Origin of the sequence: Streptomyces sp. NPDC003456 (genome assembly GCF_042878735.1) — a bacterium.
GTDB lineage: Bacteria > Actinomycetota > Actinomycetes > Streptomycetales > Streptomycetaceae > Streptomyces.
Map to the genome: position 1 here is coordinate 1,240,651 of NZ_JBIAOK010000001.1, position 15,192 is coordinate 1,255,842.

Annotated in this window: 15 protein-coding genes; 5 read left to right on the top strand and 10 right to left on the bottom strand. The window is 73.2% G+C overall.

All coding sequences use genetic code 11. The features are described 5' to 3' along the window. Positions 1-91: 91 nt before the first annotated feature. Positions 92-1,558 (bottom strand): amino acid permease, encoded by a 1,467-nt coding sequence (locus ACFYWG_RS05160; RefSeq protein WP_376324456.1) that lies wholly within the window; start codon positions 1,556-1,558, stop codon positions 92-94. A gap of 292 nt (positions 1,559-1,850) precedes the next feature. On the opposite strand from ACFYWG_RS05160, the gene ACFYWG_RS05165 reads away from it, so the two are divergent. Beyond that, complete coding sequence (locus tag ACFYWG_RS05165; protein WP_389199357.1) at positions 1,851-2,567, top strand: MerR family transcriptional regulator; 717 nt, start codon at positions 1,851-1,853, stop codon at positions 2,565-2,567. On the opposite strand, the gene ACFYWG_RS05170 is transcribed toward ACFYWG_RS05165, so the two are convergent. From ACFYWG_RS05170 to ACFYWG_RS05185, 4 genes are all read right to left on the bottom strand, one after another. Beyond that, positions 2,553-4,757, bottom strand: a complete 2,205-nt coding sequence (locus ACFYWG_RS05170; RefSeq protein ID WP_389199359.1) for a 3-hydroxyacyl-CoA dehydrogenase NAD-binding domain-containing protein — start codon at positions 4,755-4,757, stop codon at positions 2,553-2,555. The genes ACFYWG_RS05165 and ACFYWG_RS05170 overlap by 15 nt on opposite strands. Before the next feature lie 34 nt (positions 4,758-4,791). Then, positions 4,792-6,006 (bottom strand): acetyl-CoA C-acetyltransferase, encoded by a 1,215-nt coding sequence (locus ACFYWG_RS05175; RefSeq protein ID WP_389199361.1) that lies wholly within the window; start codon positions 6,004-6,006, stop codon positions 4,792-4,794. Between the two features lie 11 nt (positions 6,007-6,017). Then, positions 6,018-7,163: a CaiB/BaiF CoA transferase family protein gene (locus ACFYWG_RS05180; RefSeq protein ID WP_385420856.1), complete on the bottom strand. Its 1,146-nt coding sequence runs from the start codon at positions 7,161-7,163 to the stop codon at positions 6,018-6,020. Between the two features lie 109 nt (positions 7,164-7,272). Continuing rightward, on the bottom strand, positions 7,273-7,653 hold the full coding sequence (locus ACFYWG_RS05185) for an MmcQ/YjbR family DNA-binding protein (protein ID WP_376324443.1): 381 nt from the start codon (positions 7,651-7,653) through the stop codon (positions 7,273-7,275). Between the two features lie 91 nt (positions 7,654-7,744). Between ACFYWG_RS05185 and ACFYWG_RS05190 the strand changes: the two genes are divergently transcribed. Beyond that, positions 7,745-8,917, top strand: coding sequence for a saccharopine dehydrogenase family protein (locus ACFYWG_RS05190; protein ID WP_383507418.1), 1,173 nt, complete (start codon positions 7,745-7,747; stop codon positions 8,915-8,917). Between the two features lie 13 nt (positions 8,918-8,930). On the opposite strand, the gene mmpA is transcribed toward ACFYWG_RS05190, so the two are convergent. After that, complete coding sequence (gene mmpA, locus ACFYWG_RS05195; protein ID WP_383507415.1) at positions 8,931-9,077, bottom strand: morphogenic membrane protein MmpA; 147 nt, start codon at positions 9,075-9,077, stop codon at positions 8,931-8,933. 177 nt (positions 9,078-9,254) lie between these two features. Here mmpA and ACFYWG_RS05200 point away from each other — a divergent pair, with 177 nt between their 5' ends. Next, positions 9,255-9,449, top strand: a complete 195-nt coding sequence (locus ACFYWG_RS05200) for a hypothetical protein (RefSeq protein WP_376324434.1) — start codon at positions 9,255-9,257, stop codon at positions 9,447-9,449. Here the strand turns inward: ACFYWG_RS05200 and ACFYWG_RS05205 are convergent. From ACFYWG_RS05205 to ACFYWG_RS05215, 3 genes are all read right to left on the bottom strand, one after another. Beyond that, positions 9,437-10,129 carry an endonuclease V gene (locus ACFYWG_RS05205; RefSeq protein WP_376324432.1) on the bottom strand — a complete coding sequence of 231 codons (693 nt, stop codon included), beginning with the start codon at positions 10,127-10,129 and terminating at the stop codon, positions 9,437-9,439. The genes ACFYWG_RS05200 and ACFYWG_RS05205 overlap by 13 nt on opposite strands. A 75-nt stretch (positions 10,130-10,204) precedes the next feature. Then, entirely contained in the window at positions 10,205-10,528 is a 324-nt protein-coding gene (locus tag ACFYWG_RS05210; RefSeq protein ID WP_383507410.1) for a plasmid stabilization protein, read from the bottom strand. Positions 10,529-10,598: 70 nt separating this feature from the next. Next, positions 10,599-11,702 carry a WD40/YVTN/BNR-like repeat-containing protein gene (locus ACFYWG_RS05215; protein ID WP_389199365.1) on the bottom strand — a complete coding sequence of 368 codons (1,104 nt, stop codon included), beginning with the start codon at positions 11,700-11,702 and terminating at the stop codon, positions 10,599-10,601. Between the two features lie 256 nt (positions 11,703-11,958). Here ACFYWG_RS05215 and ACFYWG_RS05220 point away from each other — a divergent pair, with 256 nt between their 5' ends. Then, positions 11,959-12,375 carry an SsgA family sporulation/cell division regulator gene (locus tag ACFYWG_RS05220; protein ID WP_376324425.1) on the top strand — a complete coding sequence of 139 codons (417 nt, stop codon included), beginning with the start codon at positions 11,959-11,961 and terminating at the stop codon, positions 12,373-12,375. Between the two features lie 210 nt (positions 12,376-12,585). On the opposite strand, the gene ACFYWG_RS05225 is transcribed toward ACFYWG_RS05220, so the two are convergent. Then, entirely contained in the window at positions 12,586-13,236 is a 651-nt protein-coding gene (locus tag ACFYWG_RS05225; protein ID WP_389199473.1) for a GPP34 family phosphoprotein, read from the bottom strand. 324 nt (positions 13,237-13,560) lie between these two features. Here ACFYWG_RS05225 and ACFYWG_RS05230 point away from each other — a divergent pair, with 324 nt between their 5' ends. Continuing rightward, positions 13,561-15,183 carry an ABC-F family ATP-binding cassette domain-containing protein gene (locus tag ACFYWG_RS05230; protein ID WP_389199367.1) on the top strand — a complete coding sequence of 541 codons (1,623 nt, stop codon included), beginning with the start codon at positions 13,561-13,563 and terminating at the stop codon, positions 15,181-15,183. Positions 15,184-15,192: the final 9 nt, after the last annotated feature.

Genomic DNA, 15,192 nt, shown 5'->3' on the forward strand with positions numbered 1-15,192 from the left:
CCCGTGCGGCGGCGCGACGGTGGCGCCGGCGGAGGTGCACAGCACGTCCGGCGCGACGCCACCTCCGGGGAGCCGTGGAGCGGCCCGCCCGTCACTTCGTCAGCTGCGACAGTTCCTGTTCGGCCGTCCGGGACACGCGGCGGCGGACGCCGAACCAGCCCGCGACCAGCAGGAGCGCGATGACCGGGACGAGCAGCAGGGTCTTGCGGCCGACCTCCGGGTCGTTGCCCATCATGCCCAGGCAGGCCAGCAGGAAGGCGATCGTGGCGATCTCCGTGACCGGGCTGCCGAAGAGGCGGAAGGCCGGGCGGGTGATCAGGCCAGCCTTGGCGCGGCGGACGAAGACCAGGTGGCAGACCATGATGATCACCCAGGTGCTGATGATGCCGAGCGAGGCGACGTTCAGCACGATCTCGAAGGCCTGGGCCGGGACGAGGAAGTTCAGGCCGACGCCCAGCACGCACACCCCGCAGGTGAGCAGGATGCCGCCGTAGGGGACCTGGCTGCGGTTCATGCGGGCGGTGAACTTCGGCGCGGAGCCGGCCATCGCCATGGAGCGCAGGATGCGGCCCGTGGAGTACAGGCCCGAGTTGAGGGAGGACATGGCGGCCGTCAGGACCACCAGGTTCATCACGTCGCCCGCGGCCGGGACGCCGATCTTCGACAGGACCGTGACGAAGGGGCTCTGGTCGGCGGAGTAGACCGAGCCGGGCAGCAGCAGGGCCAGCAGGACGACCGAGCCGACGTAGAAGAGACCGACCCGCCACATGATCGAGTTCACCGCGCGCGGGACGACCTTCTCCGGCTCGGCCGTCTCGCCCGCCGCGACACCGACGAGCTCCAGCGCGGCGTAGGCGAAGATCACGCCCTGCATCACGAGGACGACGGGCATCAGGCCGTGCGGGAAGACGCCGCCGTTGTCCGTGATGACGCTCAGGCCCGGGGTCCGGCCGCCCACCTCGTGCTGGGTGGCGAGCAGGAAGATGCCGATGAGCATGAAGCCGACCAGCGTCGCGACCTTGATGATCGCGAACCAGAACTCCATCTCGCCGAAGATCTTCACCGAGATCAGGTTCACGGCGAGCACCACGGCGAGGGCGATCAGCGCGAGCACCCACTGCGGGATGTCGGTGAACAGGCTCCAGTAGTGCGTGTACAGCGCGATGGCGGTGATGTCGGCGATGCCGGTGGTCGACCAGTTCAGGAAGTACATCCAGCCGGCGACGTAGGCGCCCTTCTCGCCGAGGAACTCGCGCGCGTAGGAGACGAAGGAGCCCGAGGAGGGGCGGTACAGGACGAGCTCGCCGAGCGCCCGCACGACGAAGAAGGCGAAGATGCCGCAGACCAGGTAGGCGATCGCCAGCGCGGGGCCGGCGTTGTGCAGGCGTCCGCCGGCGCCGAGGAAGAGGCCGGTGCCGATGGCCCCGCCGATGGCGATCATGTTGACGTGCCGGGCCTTGAGGTCCTTGCTGTAGCCGGCGTCGCCCGCGTCCGCGGGCACCTGGGCCGCATCGGTACGCGGCGTGGCCGCAGCCGTGTTCACGGCGTCCTTGCTCACGGGTGGTTCCACTTTCTGGATCGCCCCGGACGTCGTGGGCCCGGGGTCCGTACAGTGCGTCGGCCCGCACCACCCTCGTGACGCGGCACAGACCAAGGCAGCACCTTCCCACACGCCTCACCTCGCACACGGTGACTGGTGTCACAGAGCGTGACTTCTCACAAGGTCCGCCCGGGACGCCCACAGCGGCCGCCGCGTGTTCACGGTTCGGTCATCACGGGAGGCGGTCGCGGCCGCCCGGGGGGTACCCGTGAGGTGTCACAGCACTGGTGGGACAGCGATACTGCTGCACATGACGACCGACACCGGGGAGCCGACCCTCACGATCGACGAGCTGGCCGCCCGGGCCGGTGTCACCGTGCGCACGGTCCGCTTCTACGGGACCAAGGGCCTGCTGCCGCCGCCGGTGCTCGGCCCGCGGCGCGTCGGGCACTACGGACGGGAGCACCTGGCCCGGCTCGCCCTGATCGAGGAGTTGCAGCGCCAGGGCATGACCCTGGCCGGCATCGAGCGCCATCTGCGGCAGCTCCCGCCCGGCCTGAGCCCGCGCGATCTCGCCGTCCACCGGGCGGTGGTGGCCTCCTGGTCCCCGGAGACCGTCGAGACGGTCACCTGGGAGGAGCTGGTGCGGCGGGCGGGGCGGCCGCTGGACGGCGGGGACGTCGAGCGGCTTGTCGCCATGGGCGTGCTCCGGCCGGCGGACGGCGGCTACGAGGCCGATCTCGGCCTGCTGCGGCTGGGCGTGGGCCTGCTGGACGTGCCCCTGTCGCAGCAGGCCATCTCCGCGGCGCGCACGGTACTGCTGGAGCACGCGCGCGCCGCGGCCCGTGAGTTGTCGGACCTTTTCCGCGGTGAGGTGGCGCAGCGGGACGCACAGGACGTGCGGTCCCTGTCCGCGCACATGCACCCCCTGGTGGTGCAGGCGCTCCTCACCGCGTTCCAGCGGTCGCTGAAGGAGGAGCTGGACCGGTGGCTGACCGGTGGTCCGGGCGGCTCAGCCGCGGGCTGAGTCGCTGAACCGCTCCCCCTTCCCGGCCATCTCCACCAGCAGCGCCGGCGGCGTGAACCGGTCGCCGTAGCGCTCGGCGAGCTCCCGCGCGCGGGCCACGAAGCCGGGCAGCCCGACCCCTGCCCCGGCGCCGCCGTCGTAGCCGTTGATGTACTGCAGCACGCCGCCGGTCCAGCCCGGGAAGCCGATACCGAAGATGGAGCCGATGTTGGCGTCGGCGACGGAGGTCAGCACGCCCTCCTCCAGCAGCCGCACGGTGTCCAGCGCCTCGGAGAAGAGCATGCGCTCCTGCATGTCCTCGAACGGGATCCGGTGGCCGGGCCGGGTGAAGTGCTCGCGCAGCCCCGGCCAGAGCCCGGCGCGCCTGCCGTCCTCGTCGTAGTCGTAGAAGCCGGCGCCGCCGCTGCGGCCCGTGCGGCCGAACTCGTCCACCATGCGGTCGATGACGGCCTCGGCGGGGTGGGGCGTCCAGGTGCCGCCGGCCTCCTCGACCGCGCGCCGGGACTCGGCGCGGATCTTGCGGGGCAGGGTGAGCGTCAGCTCGTCCATCAGGGACAGCACCTTGGCCGGGTAGCCCGCCTGGGCCGCCGCCTGTTCGACCGACGCGGGCTCGATGCCCTCGGCGACCATGGCCACGCCCTCGTTGATGAAGTGGCCGATGACGCGGGAGGTGAAGAAGCCGCGCGAGTCGTTGACGACGATCGGCGTCTTGTTGATCTGGCGGACCAGGTCGAAGGCGCGCGCCAGCGCCTCCTCGCCCGTGCGCTCGCCCTTGATGATCTCGACGAGCGGCATCTTGTCGACCGGCGAGAAGAAGTGCAGTCCGATGAAGTCGGCCTGGCGCTCGACGCCTTCGGCGAGGGCGGTGATGGGCAGGGTGGAGGTGTTGGAGCACAGCAGCGCGTCGGGCTCGACGACGTTCTGCACCTCCTGGAACACCTTGTGCTTGAGGGCGGTGTCCTCGAAGACGGCCTCGATGACGGCGTCGCAGCCGGCCAGGTCCTGCGCCTCGGCGGTGGGCGTGATGCGGGCCAGGAGCGCGTCGGCCTTCTCCTGCGTCGTGCGGCCCTTGGCGACGGCCTTGGCGCACAGCTTCTCGGAGTAGCCCTTGCCCTTGAGCGCCGCCTCCAGGGACACGTCCTTCAGGACGACGTCGATGCCGGCGCGGGCGCAGGAGTAGGCGATGCCGGCGCCCATCATGCCGGCGCCGAGGACGGCCACCTTGCCGACCTTGCGCGGCTCGACGCCCTTGGGGCGGTTCGCGCCGGAGTTGACGGCCTGGAGGTCGAAGAAGAACGCCTGGATCATGTTCTTCGAGGTCTGGCCCGCGGCCAGTTCGACGAAGTAGCGGGCCTCGATGACCTGCGCGGTCTCGAAGTCGACCTGGGCGCCCTCGACGGCCGCGGCGAGGATGTTGCGCGGGGCGGGATAGGGGGCGCCATGGGTCTGCTTGCGCAGGGTGGCGGGGAAGGCGGGCAGGTTCGCGGCGAACTTCGGGTTGGCCGGCGTGCCGCCCGGGATGCGGTAGCCCGGCCTGTCCCAGGGCTGCTGCGACTCGGGGTGGGCGTCGATGAACGCCCGCGCCTTGGCGAGGAGTTCCTCCTGGGTGGTGGCGACCTCGTCGACGAGGCCGTTGTCCAGGGCGCGGCGCGGGCTGTACTGGGTGCCCTGGAGCAGGACCTTCAGCAGGGCGTCGGCGATGCCGAGCAGGCGGACGGTGCGGACCACGCCGCCGCCTCCGGGCAGCAGGCCGAGGGTGACCTCGGGGCAGCCGATCTTGGAGCCGGGCGCGTCCAGGGCGATCCGGTGGTGGCAGGCCAGGGCGATCTCGTAACCGCCGCCGAGCGCGGCGCCGTTGAGCGCGGCGACGACGGGCTTGCCGAGGGTCTCGATGCGGCGCAGGTTCCGCTTGATGGCCATGCCGCCGTCGAACAGCTGCTGCGCGGTGTCGGGGGTGACGCGGATGAGGTCGCGCAGGTCGCCGCCGGCGAAGAAGGTCTTCTTGGCGGAGGTGATGATGACGCCCCGGACGGAGTCCTTCTCGGCCTCCAGCCGGTCGGCGACGGCGGCGAGGGAGTCGCGGAACGCCTGGTTCATGGTGTTCGCGGACTGGTTCGGGTCGTCGAGGACCAGGGTGACGAGGCCGGTGCGGTCCTGTTCCCAGCGGATGGTGGTGGGCTCAGTGCTCATGTGGAGGTGCTCCGTGTGATCCGTCGGGAGGGGGTCAGATGCGCTCGACGATGGTGGCGACGCCCATGCCGCCGCCGACGCACAGCGTGGCGAGGCCGTAGCGCTTGTCCTGGCGCTCGAGTTCGTCGACGAGGGTGCCGAGGATCATCGCGCCCGTGGCGCCGAGGGGGTGGCCGAGCGCGATCGCGCCGCCGTTGACGTTGACCTTGTCCAGGGACAGGCCCATGTCCTTCACGAAGCGCAGCACGACCGCCGCGAACGCCTCGTTGATCTCGACGAGGTCGATGTCGTCGATGGTCAGTCCGGCCTTGGCGAGGGCCTTGCGGGTGGCGGGGGCGGGGCCGGTGAGCATGATGGTGGGCTCGGAGCCGGAGACGGCGGCGGAGACGATCCGCGCGCGGGGCGTGAGGCCGTAACGCTCGCCGACCTCCCTGGAGCCGATCGCGACGAGCGAGGCGCCGTCGACGATGCCGGAGGAGTTGCCCGCGTGGTGGACGTGGTCGATCTTCTCCACCCAGTGGTACTGCTGGAGTGCGACGGCGTCGAAGCCGCCGAGTTCGCCGATGTCGGCGAAGGACGGCTTCAGCTTGGCGAGGGAGTCGGCGGTGGTGCCGGGGCGCGGGAACTCGTCGCGGTCGAGGACGACGAGCCCGTTGCGGTCCTTCACGGGGACGACGGACCGCTCGAAGCGGCCGTCCTTCATGGCGGTGGCGGCCCGCTCCTGGGAGAGCGCGGCGTACTCGTCGACGTCCCGGCGGGAGAAGCCCTCGATGGTGGCGATGAGGTCGGCGCCGATGCCCTGCGGTACGAAGTTGACCTGGAGGTTGGTCATCGGGTCGTTGAACCAGGCACCGCCGTCGGAGGCCATGGGCACGCGGGACATCGACTCGACGCCACCGGCCAGGACGAGGTCCTCCCAGCCGGAACGGACCTTCGCGGCGGCCAGGTTGACGGCCTCCAGGCCCGAGGCGCAGAAGCGGTTCTCCTGGACGCCCGCGACGGTGTCGGGCAGCCCGGCGGCGATGGCCGCGATGCGCGCGATGTCGGAGCCCTGGTCGCCGACCGGGCCGACGACGCCGAGGACGATGTCGTCGACGGCGGCCGGATCGAGGTCCGGGAAGCGGGCGCGGATCTCGTGGATGAGTCCGACCACCAGGTCGATGGGCTTGGTGCCGTGCAGGGCGCCGTTGGCCTTGCCGCGCCCGCGCGGGGTGCGGATCGCGTCGTACACGTACGCTTCGGTGCTCACGGGGAGGCCTTTCACTGAGGGTTTCGGGACGCTGGGAGCAGCCCGGGCACGTCCCACTCCCGGGCGACGGCCGCCGTGTCGGCGCCGGGCCGGGCCGGACCGCTGCGGACGGTGGTCGGGGTCGCGGAGAAGCGCGGGGCCGGGGCGGGCTGGGTGATGCCGCCGTGGTCGGTGAAGGTGCCGCGGGCGGCCAGGTGCGGGTGGTGGGGCGCCTCGCGCAGTGACAGCACGGGCGCCACGCACGCGTCGGTGCCGTCGAAGACGGCCGTCCACTCCTCGCGCGTACGGGCCTTGAAGCGGGCGGCGACCTCCTCGCGCAGCTCGTCCCAGCGGGTGACGTCCGCGTGGGCGCCGGACCGGTCCCCGATGCCCAGCAGGGCCAGGAACTCCGCGTAGAACTGGGGCTCCAGGGCGCCGACCGCCATGTACCGGCCGTCGGCCGTCTCGTAGGTGCCGTAGTAGGGGCAGCCGCCGTCCAGGAGGTTGGCGCCGCGGCGGTCCTGCCAGGCACCGGCGGCGAGCATGCCGTGGATCATCGTGGCGAGGTGGGCGGTGCCGTCGACGATGGCCGCGTCGACGACCTGCCCGGTGCCGGTCGCGCGCGCGTGGTGGAGGGCGGCGAGGACACCGACGACCAGGTAGAGGGAGCCGCCGGCGTAGTCGCCGAGCAGGTTGGCGGGTGGCGGGGGCGGCGTGCCGGGGCCGCCGATCATGCCGAGGGCGCCGGTGGGGGCGAGGTAGGCGATGTCGTGCCCGGCGCGCGGGGCGAGCGGGCCGTCCTGCCCCCAGCCGGTCATCCGGCCGTAGACCAGGCGCGGGTTGCGGGCGTGGCACGGCTCGGGGCCGACGCCCAGGCGCTCGGCGACGCCGGGCCGGTACCCCTCGACCAGGACGTCGGCCCGGGCGGCGAGGTCGAGCACCCGCCCGGCGCCGTCCGGGGACTTCAGGTCGACGACCACCGAGCGCTTGTTGCGGTTGGTGACGTCGCAGGCCGGGTCGATGCCCAGGCCGGGGCCGCCGGGCCGGTCCACGCGCACCACGTCGGCGCCCAGGTCGGCCAGGAGCATGGCGGCGAACGGGCCGGGCCCGATGCCCGCCAGCTCGACGACGCGCACACCGGCGAGCGGGCCGTGCCCTGGCGTCCTTGCCGTGGTCATCCAGCCCCCAGTGCTGTGACACAACCGATGTAACACCCGTGATGCTAAGAACGTGTTCCACTCGGCACAAGCCCTGAACGAGCAAGCGCTTAGCAATCTGCCGTACGGGTCAGCTCGCGTCCAGTTCCGCCGTGAGCCGCTTCGGCGCGATCACCCGGTAGCTCTCCTCCACCCAGTCGCACAGCAGCTCCGCCGCGGGGGCGCCCTGCTCCTCCAGGGGGATGCTGACCCAGCCCGCCTTGCCCAGTCCGTACCCGGCGGGCTCGGCGCCGGGGCAGGCCAGCGCGTGGGCGTGGGCCGTCTCGTCCGTGAGCTTCACCGTCACCCCCGGCGGGTGACTGCCGTCGCCGACGCCGAGGAAGACGAACACCTTCCTGTTCACCTTGGCGACCGACTCGCCCCAGGGGAACTCCTCGACCGCGCCCGGCAGCCCCAGCGCGAACGCGCGCACCTTCTCCCGCTTCTTCAGGGCATTTCTGGGCACGGCCATCGCCTTCCTCCGGGCTCGTCGTCGCGCTCCGCACCCCTCACGCTAGCCTCGGCCACCGACAGCGGCACGGGCTGCACGACCGAGGGGTGTCATGAGCAGGCAAAGCAGGACGGACCGTCCGTACGACATCGTGCTCTTCGGAGCCACGAGTTTCGCCGGTGCGCTCACCGCCGAATACCTCGCCGCGCACGCGCCCGAGGGACTGCGCTGGGCGATCGCGGGCCGCAGCGCCGAGAAGCTGCGGCGGCTGGGCGAGCGGCTGCCCGCCGGGGTCGGCGTGGTGCGGGCGGACGCCTCCGACCCGGCCTCCCTGCGCGAGCTGGCCGGCAGCGCGCGCGTGGTGGCGACGACCGTCGGGCCGTACATCGCCTACGGCGAGGAGCTGGTGGCGGCCTGCGCGGACGCCGGGACCGACTACCTGGACCTGTGCGGCGAGCCGGAGTTCGTGGACCTGATGTACGTCCGGCACGACGCACGCGCGCGGGAGACCGGGGCGCGGCTGGTGCACGCCGCCGGGTTCGACTCCGTCCCGCACGACCTGGGCGTGTACTTCACGGTGCAGCAGCTCCCCGAGGGCGTGCCGCTGAGCGTCGAGGGGTTCGTGAGGGCCGACGCGGCGTTCTCGGGCGGGACCTTCGCCTCGGCGCTCAACCAGATCGCGCGGCAGCGGCAGATGGCGGAGGCCGTACGCGACCGGCGCCGGCACGAGCCGCGGCTGGTGGGGCGGCGGGCGTCGGCGCCGCTGGGTGCCCCGCGCTTCGCGAAGGAGGTCGGGGCGTGGGCGCTGCCGATGCCGACCATCGACCCGCAGATCGTGCGGCGCTCGGCGGCGGCGCTCGACCGCTACGGGCCCGACTTCCGCTACCGCCAGTACGCCGCCGTACGCCACCTGCCCGTGGCGGTGGGCGGGGTCGCGGCGCTCGGCGCACTCGTCGCCGCGGCCCAGGTGCCGCCCGCGCGGCGCTGGTTGTCGGACCGGCTCAAGCCCGGCGACGGGCCCAGCGCGCAGAAGCGGGCCGAGAGCTGGTTCTCGGTGCGGTTCGTGGGCGAGGGCGGCGGCCGGCGGGTGTACACGGAGGTCTCCGGCGGCGATCCCGGCTACGACGAGACGGCGAAGATGCTCGCCGAGTCGGCCCTGTGCCTGGCCTTCGACGAGCTGCCGGAGACGGCGGGACAGGTCACCACGGCGGCGGCGATGGGCAACGCCCTGATCGACCGGCTGCGGGCGGCGGGCATCCGCTTCCGCGTGGCGGCGACCCGCTGAGACCGCTCGCGGCTCACAGCGGCCACGCGGCGAGGGTGTAGATCATCCCGCCGATCCAGGCGAGCCCCGCCAGTACGGCGAGGACGAGTCCGGCGACGACGGCACGCTCCACGGGCTGGACCGGGGCGGCGACTGGTTTGGGCGCACGGTGTGTCGGCATGCGCCCAGCCTGTCGGCGGCGGGCGGGGCGCACATCCGTGCGGGTACTCAGGGCCCGTACTCATCCCCGCCCGCCCGGCGCGCCCCGGATCTGCACCGCCCTTTGAGACTTCCGGTGCACCAGCCTCGGTGCAGCACTCAAAAGCCTCCACGCGACCTCGATGGAACGATGGAAGCCATGAGATTCCATCTGGAAGTCACCATGGACGACGCGGCGTTGGCGAAGGACCCGGCGGGCGAGCTGGGCCGGATCCTGAGGTACTGGGGCGGCAACCTGCGCCACTACGCCCTCGAACCCGGGGACGGGTCGGCCGTCCACGACTCCGAGTACCGCGAGGTCGGCCACTGGCGTGTGACCGATCAGGCGGAGTAGGTCTCCTTCAGGGCCCGGCGGCACAGGGCGTCCGCCCGGCGCGTGGTCTCCGGGAGGCGGTAGCGCGGGGTCAGCGCGAGGGTGTGGGCGCAGGCGTTCGCCATCGACACCCGGTGCCCCACGGAGACGAAGACCGGCTTCACGCCGTCCCGGGTGCGCAGGGCGCGGCCGACCTCCTCGGAACCGGCGAGCAGCGCCGAGCTGCTGCCGCGCGCGGCGTCCGGGTCGTCGTAGGTGAAGGTGAACGGGTTCTTGGCCACGCCGATCGTGGGCAGGCCGGTGAGGACGCCGAGGTGGCTGGCCAGGCCGAAGCGGCGGGGGTGCGCCAGGCCGTACCCGTCGCAGACGACCAGGCCGGGCGGGCACGGCAGGGCGTCCAGGGCGGCCAGGACCGCCGGGATCTCCCGGAAGGCGAGCAGTCCGGGGACATAGGGGAAGGAGACCCGGCCCACCGCCGTGGCCTCGGCGACGACGCCGAGCCCGGCGGCGTCCAGGACGACCGCCGCCGCCACGACCACGTCGCGTTCGTCGTCGTAGGCGACGTCGACACCCGTCACCTGCCCCGCCCCGGGCGGCGGTCCGGGTTCGTCGAGGATCACCCGGGCGCGCAGTTCCTCCTGCACGGCGCGGGCCTGTTCCTCGGTGGCGGGCCAGTCCTTCGGGATGCCTACGGTCGTCATGGTGCGGGAAAGCCTACGGGCCGCGCGGAGGCCGGCAGGACGCGGGAGTCCTGCCGGCCTCACGAGCCGTGTGCGTCACTTGCCGAGTGCGCGCTGCAGCTGGCTCTTGTTCATGCTGGAACGGCCTTCCACGCCCTTGCGCTTGGCCTCCTGGTAGAGCTGGTCGTAGGTGGGCCCCTGGGAGCCCTGCCCCGACCTCTGGCCGCCCCGCTTGCCGGAGGACATGTCCTGGGTGGAGGTGCGGCTGGCCGTCTTCGCCTCGCCGGACCGCGCGCGTTCCTTGTTCACCGTCCGCGCGGCGATCTCCTCGGCGCGGCCGGTGCTCTCGCCCCGGTCCTTCGCGCTCTGCTTGATGTGCTCGTACTGGCGTTCCCGCTTGGGGCTGGAACCGCGTGGCATACCCGCTCACTTCCTTTCCCGATCCGTGAACGGGTACCCACCCTGCCAAGGTTCAGCGCACCTCGCTCGCTCAGTGCTCCAGGCGGGCAACACGCCCCTTCTCACCGGCGGCCCAGCAGCCCGCGCCGCGTGCGCAGTCGACCGTGTCGAACGAGCCGCTGCCGACGGTCCGCCAGGTGCGGCCCGCGTCGGTGGTGAGGTCGGTGCCGGTCGGACCGACGGCGAGGGCGGCGGTCCGGCTGTGCGGGAGCCAGGCGACACCGGAACGGTAGGCGGGCGGCGGGGTGCCGGCGGCCCGCCAGGTGCGGCCGCCGTCCGCCGAGCGCGCGGCGGCCCGCGGCGAGGACTGGTCGGGGCGGTAGTCGCCGCCGACGGCGAGGCCGTGGGTCCGGTCGCGGAAGGCGAGGGCGAAGACGCCTCGCGTGGGGTCGCCCGCCGGGAGGGGCGCGGTGGTGGCCGTCCAGGTGCGGCCCCGGTCGGCGGAGTGCAGCACGCGCGCGTGCGCGGCCCCGCCGGTGGCGAGCCAGACGTCCCGCGGCCCGGACGTCACCAGGCACTGGCCGCTCGCCGCGAATCCGGCCTCGCCCTCCAGCGCGGGCGGCATGCCCCGGTCCGGCAGCACCTGCCACGTCCGGCCGCCGTCGCCGGTCGACAGGATGCGGAACCGGCCGTCCACCGGGTCGCTCAGGGCGAGGCCGTGGCGGTGGTCGAAGAAGGCCAGGCAGTCGTAGAAGGCCTTGGGATCGGTGTTGCGGAAGGACTCCGTCCAGGTCGCTCCGCCGTCGTCGGTGCGGTAGACGCGGGACGCCTCGCCCTCCCCGATGGCCAGGACGACCGCCCGGCGCGCGTCGAACGCCTCCACGTCCCGGAACTGCAACTCCCCCGCGCCGGGCGGCGACACGTCCCGCCAGCTGCGGCCGCCGTCGGTGGTGCGCAGGACGGTTCCGGCGGTCCCGGCGACCCAGGCGGTGTCCCGGCCGACCGTGGCCAGACCCCGGAACCGCACGTCGGAAGTGCCGGTGTCCTTCAGTTCCCAGTGCGGTGCCCCGCGCCCTGCCGGGTGGGCCTGCGCCGGTACGGCGGTCAGCGCGGCCAGTGCCGCCGCGCAGGCCGCGACCACTGTGGCGGTGCGCCGTGCCGGTCCCCTGCGTCGCGTACGTCGCGTGTTCCCCATGCGCCTCATGGCGGGCGAAGCTAGCCCACCACCCGGACGCCGTCCAGACGGCCTCGCTCGCTCGTTCCCCCGGCTCCGCGGGTGCAACAAGTGCCCTGCGGGGCACACGGGAAGAACCACGTCCCGTGCGGGCATGAACGCGGTGACGGAGGTCACTCACATCACGGGTGCACGGATTGGCTGATTCCGACGTCTCCTCCAGTGCCCGGCCTCATACGCCCGGAAGTCCGTCCAGCCGTCCAGAGGGAGCAAGGCGTTGTCCATCGTCATCGAGCAGCCCGTGGAGGCCCGCCTCGTCGCCGCCGCGCCGCGTATGCCGAGCATCCCCGCGACGCTGCACTACGACCGGCGCGACCCCTTCGCCGTGCGCATGACCTTCCCGGCCCCGGCCACGCTGGAGGGTGTCGACGTCTGCTGGACCTTCTCCCGCGAACTGCTCGCCGCGGGCCTGCACGACTGCGAGGGCCACGGCGACGTGCGGGTGCGGCCGTACGGATACGACCGCACCGTGCTGGAGTTCCACGCTCCCGAGGGCACCGCCGTGGTGCACGTGCGCTCCAGCGAGATCCGCCGGTTCCTGGAGGCGGCCGGGGAGCTGGTCCCCGTCGGCCTGGAGCACCTCCAGCTGGACCTCGACCACGACCTGGCCGAGCTGATGCGGGACGCCTGCTGAGCCCCGACGCCCCGGTTTCAGCAGGCCGTTGACCTCACCGGGGCCGAGCGTGTCCGCGAGCGGCCCGTACGTCCCGGCCCGCGACGGCTCCCGCGCGGCCCGGTCATGCCCGAGAGATGCCCGCCCGCGTCAGGGGCGGGGCGTCCGCGGTGCCCTCCCGTCCCGTCCACGGTTGTCGCCCGCCCGCGCCCGGGCGCTGACCGCCGGGCGTCACAGCGACGCCGGTGCCCGCACCGCGCCGGCCACCGCCGCACGCACCTCGCGCACGATCCGGCCCAGCCCCGGAGCCGCCTGACCGGCCCGTTCGGTCAGTTCCCCGACCCGCCGGCCCGCCGCGGCCCCCTCCTGCGCGAACAGGCCGGCCGCGGCGGCCAGGGCGGCGACGGCGGCGTCCCGTTCGCCGAGCGCGGCAACCGGCAGCGGCCCCCGCAGGGCCTGCCGGACCTCCTCCCGCAGCGCCTCCACGGCAGCCGGGCGCCCGAGGGCGTACTCCACCGACGGGAACACGCCGAGGACCCGCCTCTTCTCCGCCCGCAGATACCCCCCGGCCACCAACTGCTCCCGCACGGCGTCGAGGGTCACCCGCGACCGCAGGGTCACCCAGGTCCGCCAGGGATGCGGGCACGACTCGTGGACGAGTTCCAGCAGCCCGTCGAGGACCGCGTCGCCCGCGAGCGCGTCCGGGTCGGCCGGTACGGCGATGCCGTCCTCGTCCCGGAGCAGGCCCTGCCGGGCCAGCTCCACCAGGGCGCCGGCCCGGACCAGCCCGGGCAGCCGGACGGTGGCGCCGGACGGCGGCCGTGCGGCGTCCCAGCCCACCAGGCACAGCCGGGCCGGCAGCGAGAGCGGGCCCTCGGACACGGGCACGGTGCCTCCTCGGGGGTCGGGGAACGGTCACTCGGCGCGGGACAGGGAGGGCGGTTCGTTAATACGTTGACACCCCCCGTGGCCGCTCCTACGGTGTGGAGCGGTCCTGTTGCCGCCGATTGGAGAAGGACGTTGCTCGTCTGAGGTCCTGAGACACCGCGTCACACCCCCGGGTGTGCGCTGCGTGCGACCTCGGCGTCCGAGCCGTCCTGGCGGTACGGGGCTTTTCCCATGCCCGTGGAGCCTCCCTCCCAGGTCGCAGGTGTCTCGACACGCGTTTGCCCCTGTCTGCTTCGAGCAACCGCGAGTGAGGCCGCCATGTCTTCATCCGTCACCGTCACGTCCCTGTCGTTCGCCTGGCCCGACGGCACCCCCGTCTTCGAGGGACTGGACGCCGCGTTCGGCCCCGGCCGCACCGGCCTGGTCGGGGTCAACGGGTCGGGAAAATCGACCCTGCTGAAACTGATCGCCGGTGAACTCCCGCCGCCCGACGGCACCGTCCGTGTCGCCGGGGAGGTCGGACACCTCCCGCAGAACGTCACGCTCGACACCGCCCTGCGGGTCGACGAGGCGCTCGGCATCGCCGGCCGGCGGGCCGCACTGCACGCCATCGAGGCCGGTGACGTGTCCGAGGAGCACTTCGAGACGGTCGGCGACGACTGGGACGTCGAGGAGCGCGCCCTCGCCACGCTCGGCGACCTCGGGCTCGGCCACGTCGGTCTCGACCGCACCGTCGGCGAGGTGTCCGGCGGCGAGTCGGTGCTGCTGCGGCTGGCCGCGCTGCTGCTGCGCCGGCCCGACGTCCTGCTCCTGGACGAGCCGACGAACAACCTCGACCTGTACGCGCGCGGGCGGCTGTACGAGGCCGTCCGCACCTGGCCGGGCGTCATGATCGTGGTCAGCCACGACCGTGAACTGCTCGACCTCGTCGACCGGATCGCCGATCTGCGCTCGGGCGCGATCACCTGGTACGGCGGCAACTTCACCGACTACGAGGCGGCACTGGAGGTCGAACAGGAGGCCGCCGAGCGCATGGTGCGCGTCGCCGAGGCCGATCTGCGCAAGCAGAAGCGCGAACTGGCCGACGCCCAGGTCAAGCTGGCCCGCCGCAAGCGGTACGGGCAGAGGATGTGGGACCAGAAGCGCGAGCCGAAGATCGTCATGGGGGCGCGCAAGCGCGCGGCACAGGAGTCCGCGGGCAAGCACCGCCTCATGCACGAGGAGAAGCTCGCCGAGGCCAGGGAGCGGCTGGACGAGGCCGCCGAGGCCGTGCGGGACGACGACGAGATCCGCGTCGAACTGCCCTACACGGCCGTCCCGCCGGGACGCACGGTCCTCACCCTGCGCGATCTCCGGCTCCGCCACGGCGCCCGGGTCGGGGGTCTCGACCTGCGCGGCCCGGAGCGGGTCGCGCTGATCGGGCGCAACGGCGCGGGCAAGACGACCCTGCTGCGCACGATCGGCGGCGAGCTCGCGCCGGAGGCGGGCGAGGTCACGGCCCACGTCCCGCTGCGGTTCCTGCCGCAGCGGCTCGACGTCCTCGACGAGGAGCTGACGGTCGCCGAGAACGTGGCCCGGTTCGCGCCGGACGCCACGAACAACCGGGTGCGGGCGCGGCTGGCCCGGTTCCTGTTCCGGGGCGCCCGGGCCGACCGGAAGGCGGCGACGCTGTCCGGCGGCGAACGCTTCCGGGCGGCCCTGGCCGCGCTGATGCTGGCCGAGCCCGCCCCGCAGCTGCTCATGCTGGACGAGCCGACCAACAACCTCGACATGGCGAGCGTGCGCCAGCTGGTCTCGGCCCTGGACTCGTACGAGGGGGCGCTGCTGGTGGCCAGTCACGACCTGCCGTTCCTGGAGTCGGTCGGCATCACGCGCTGGCTGATGATGGAGGAGGGAGAACTGCGGGAAATCACGCCGGAGGCTGTCGGGTATACCGCCTAGCTTCGGGCG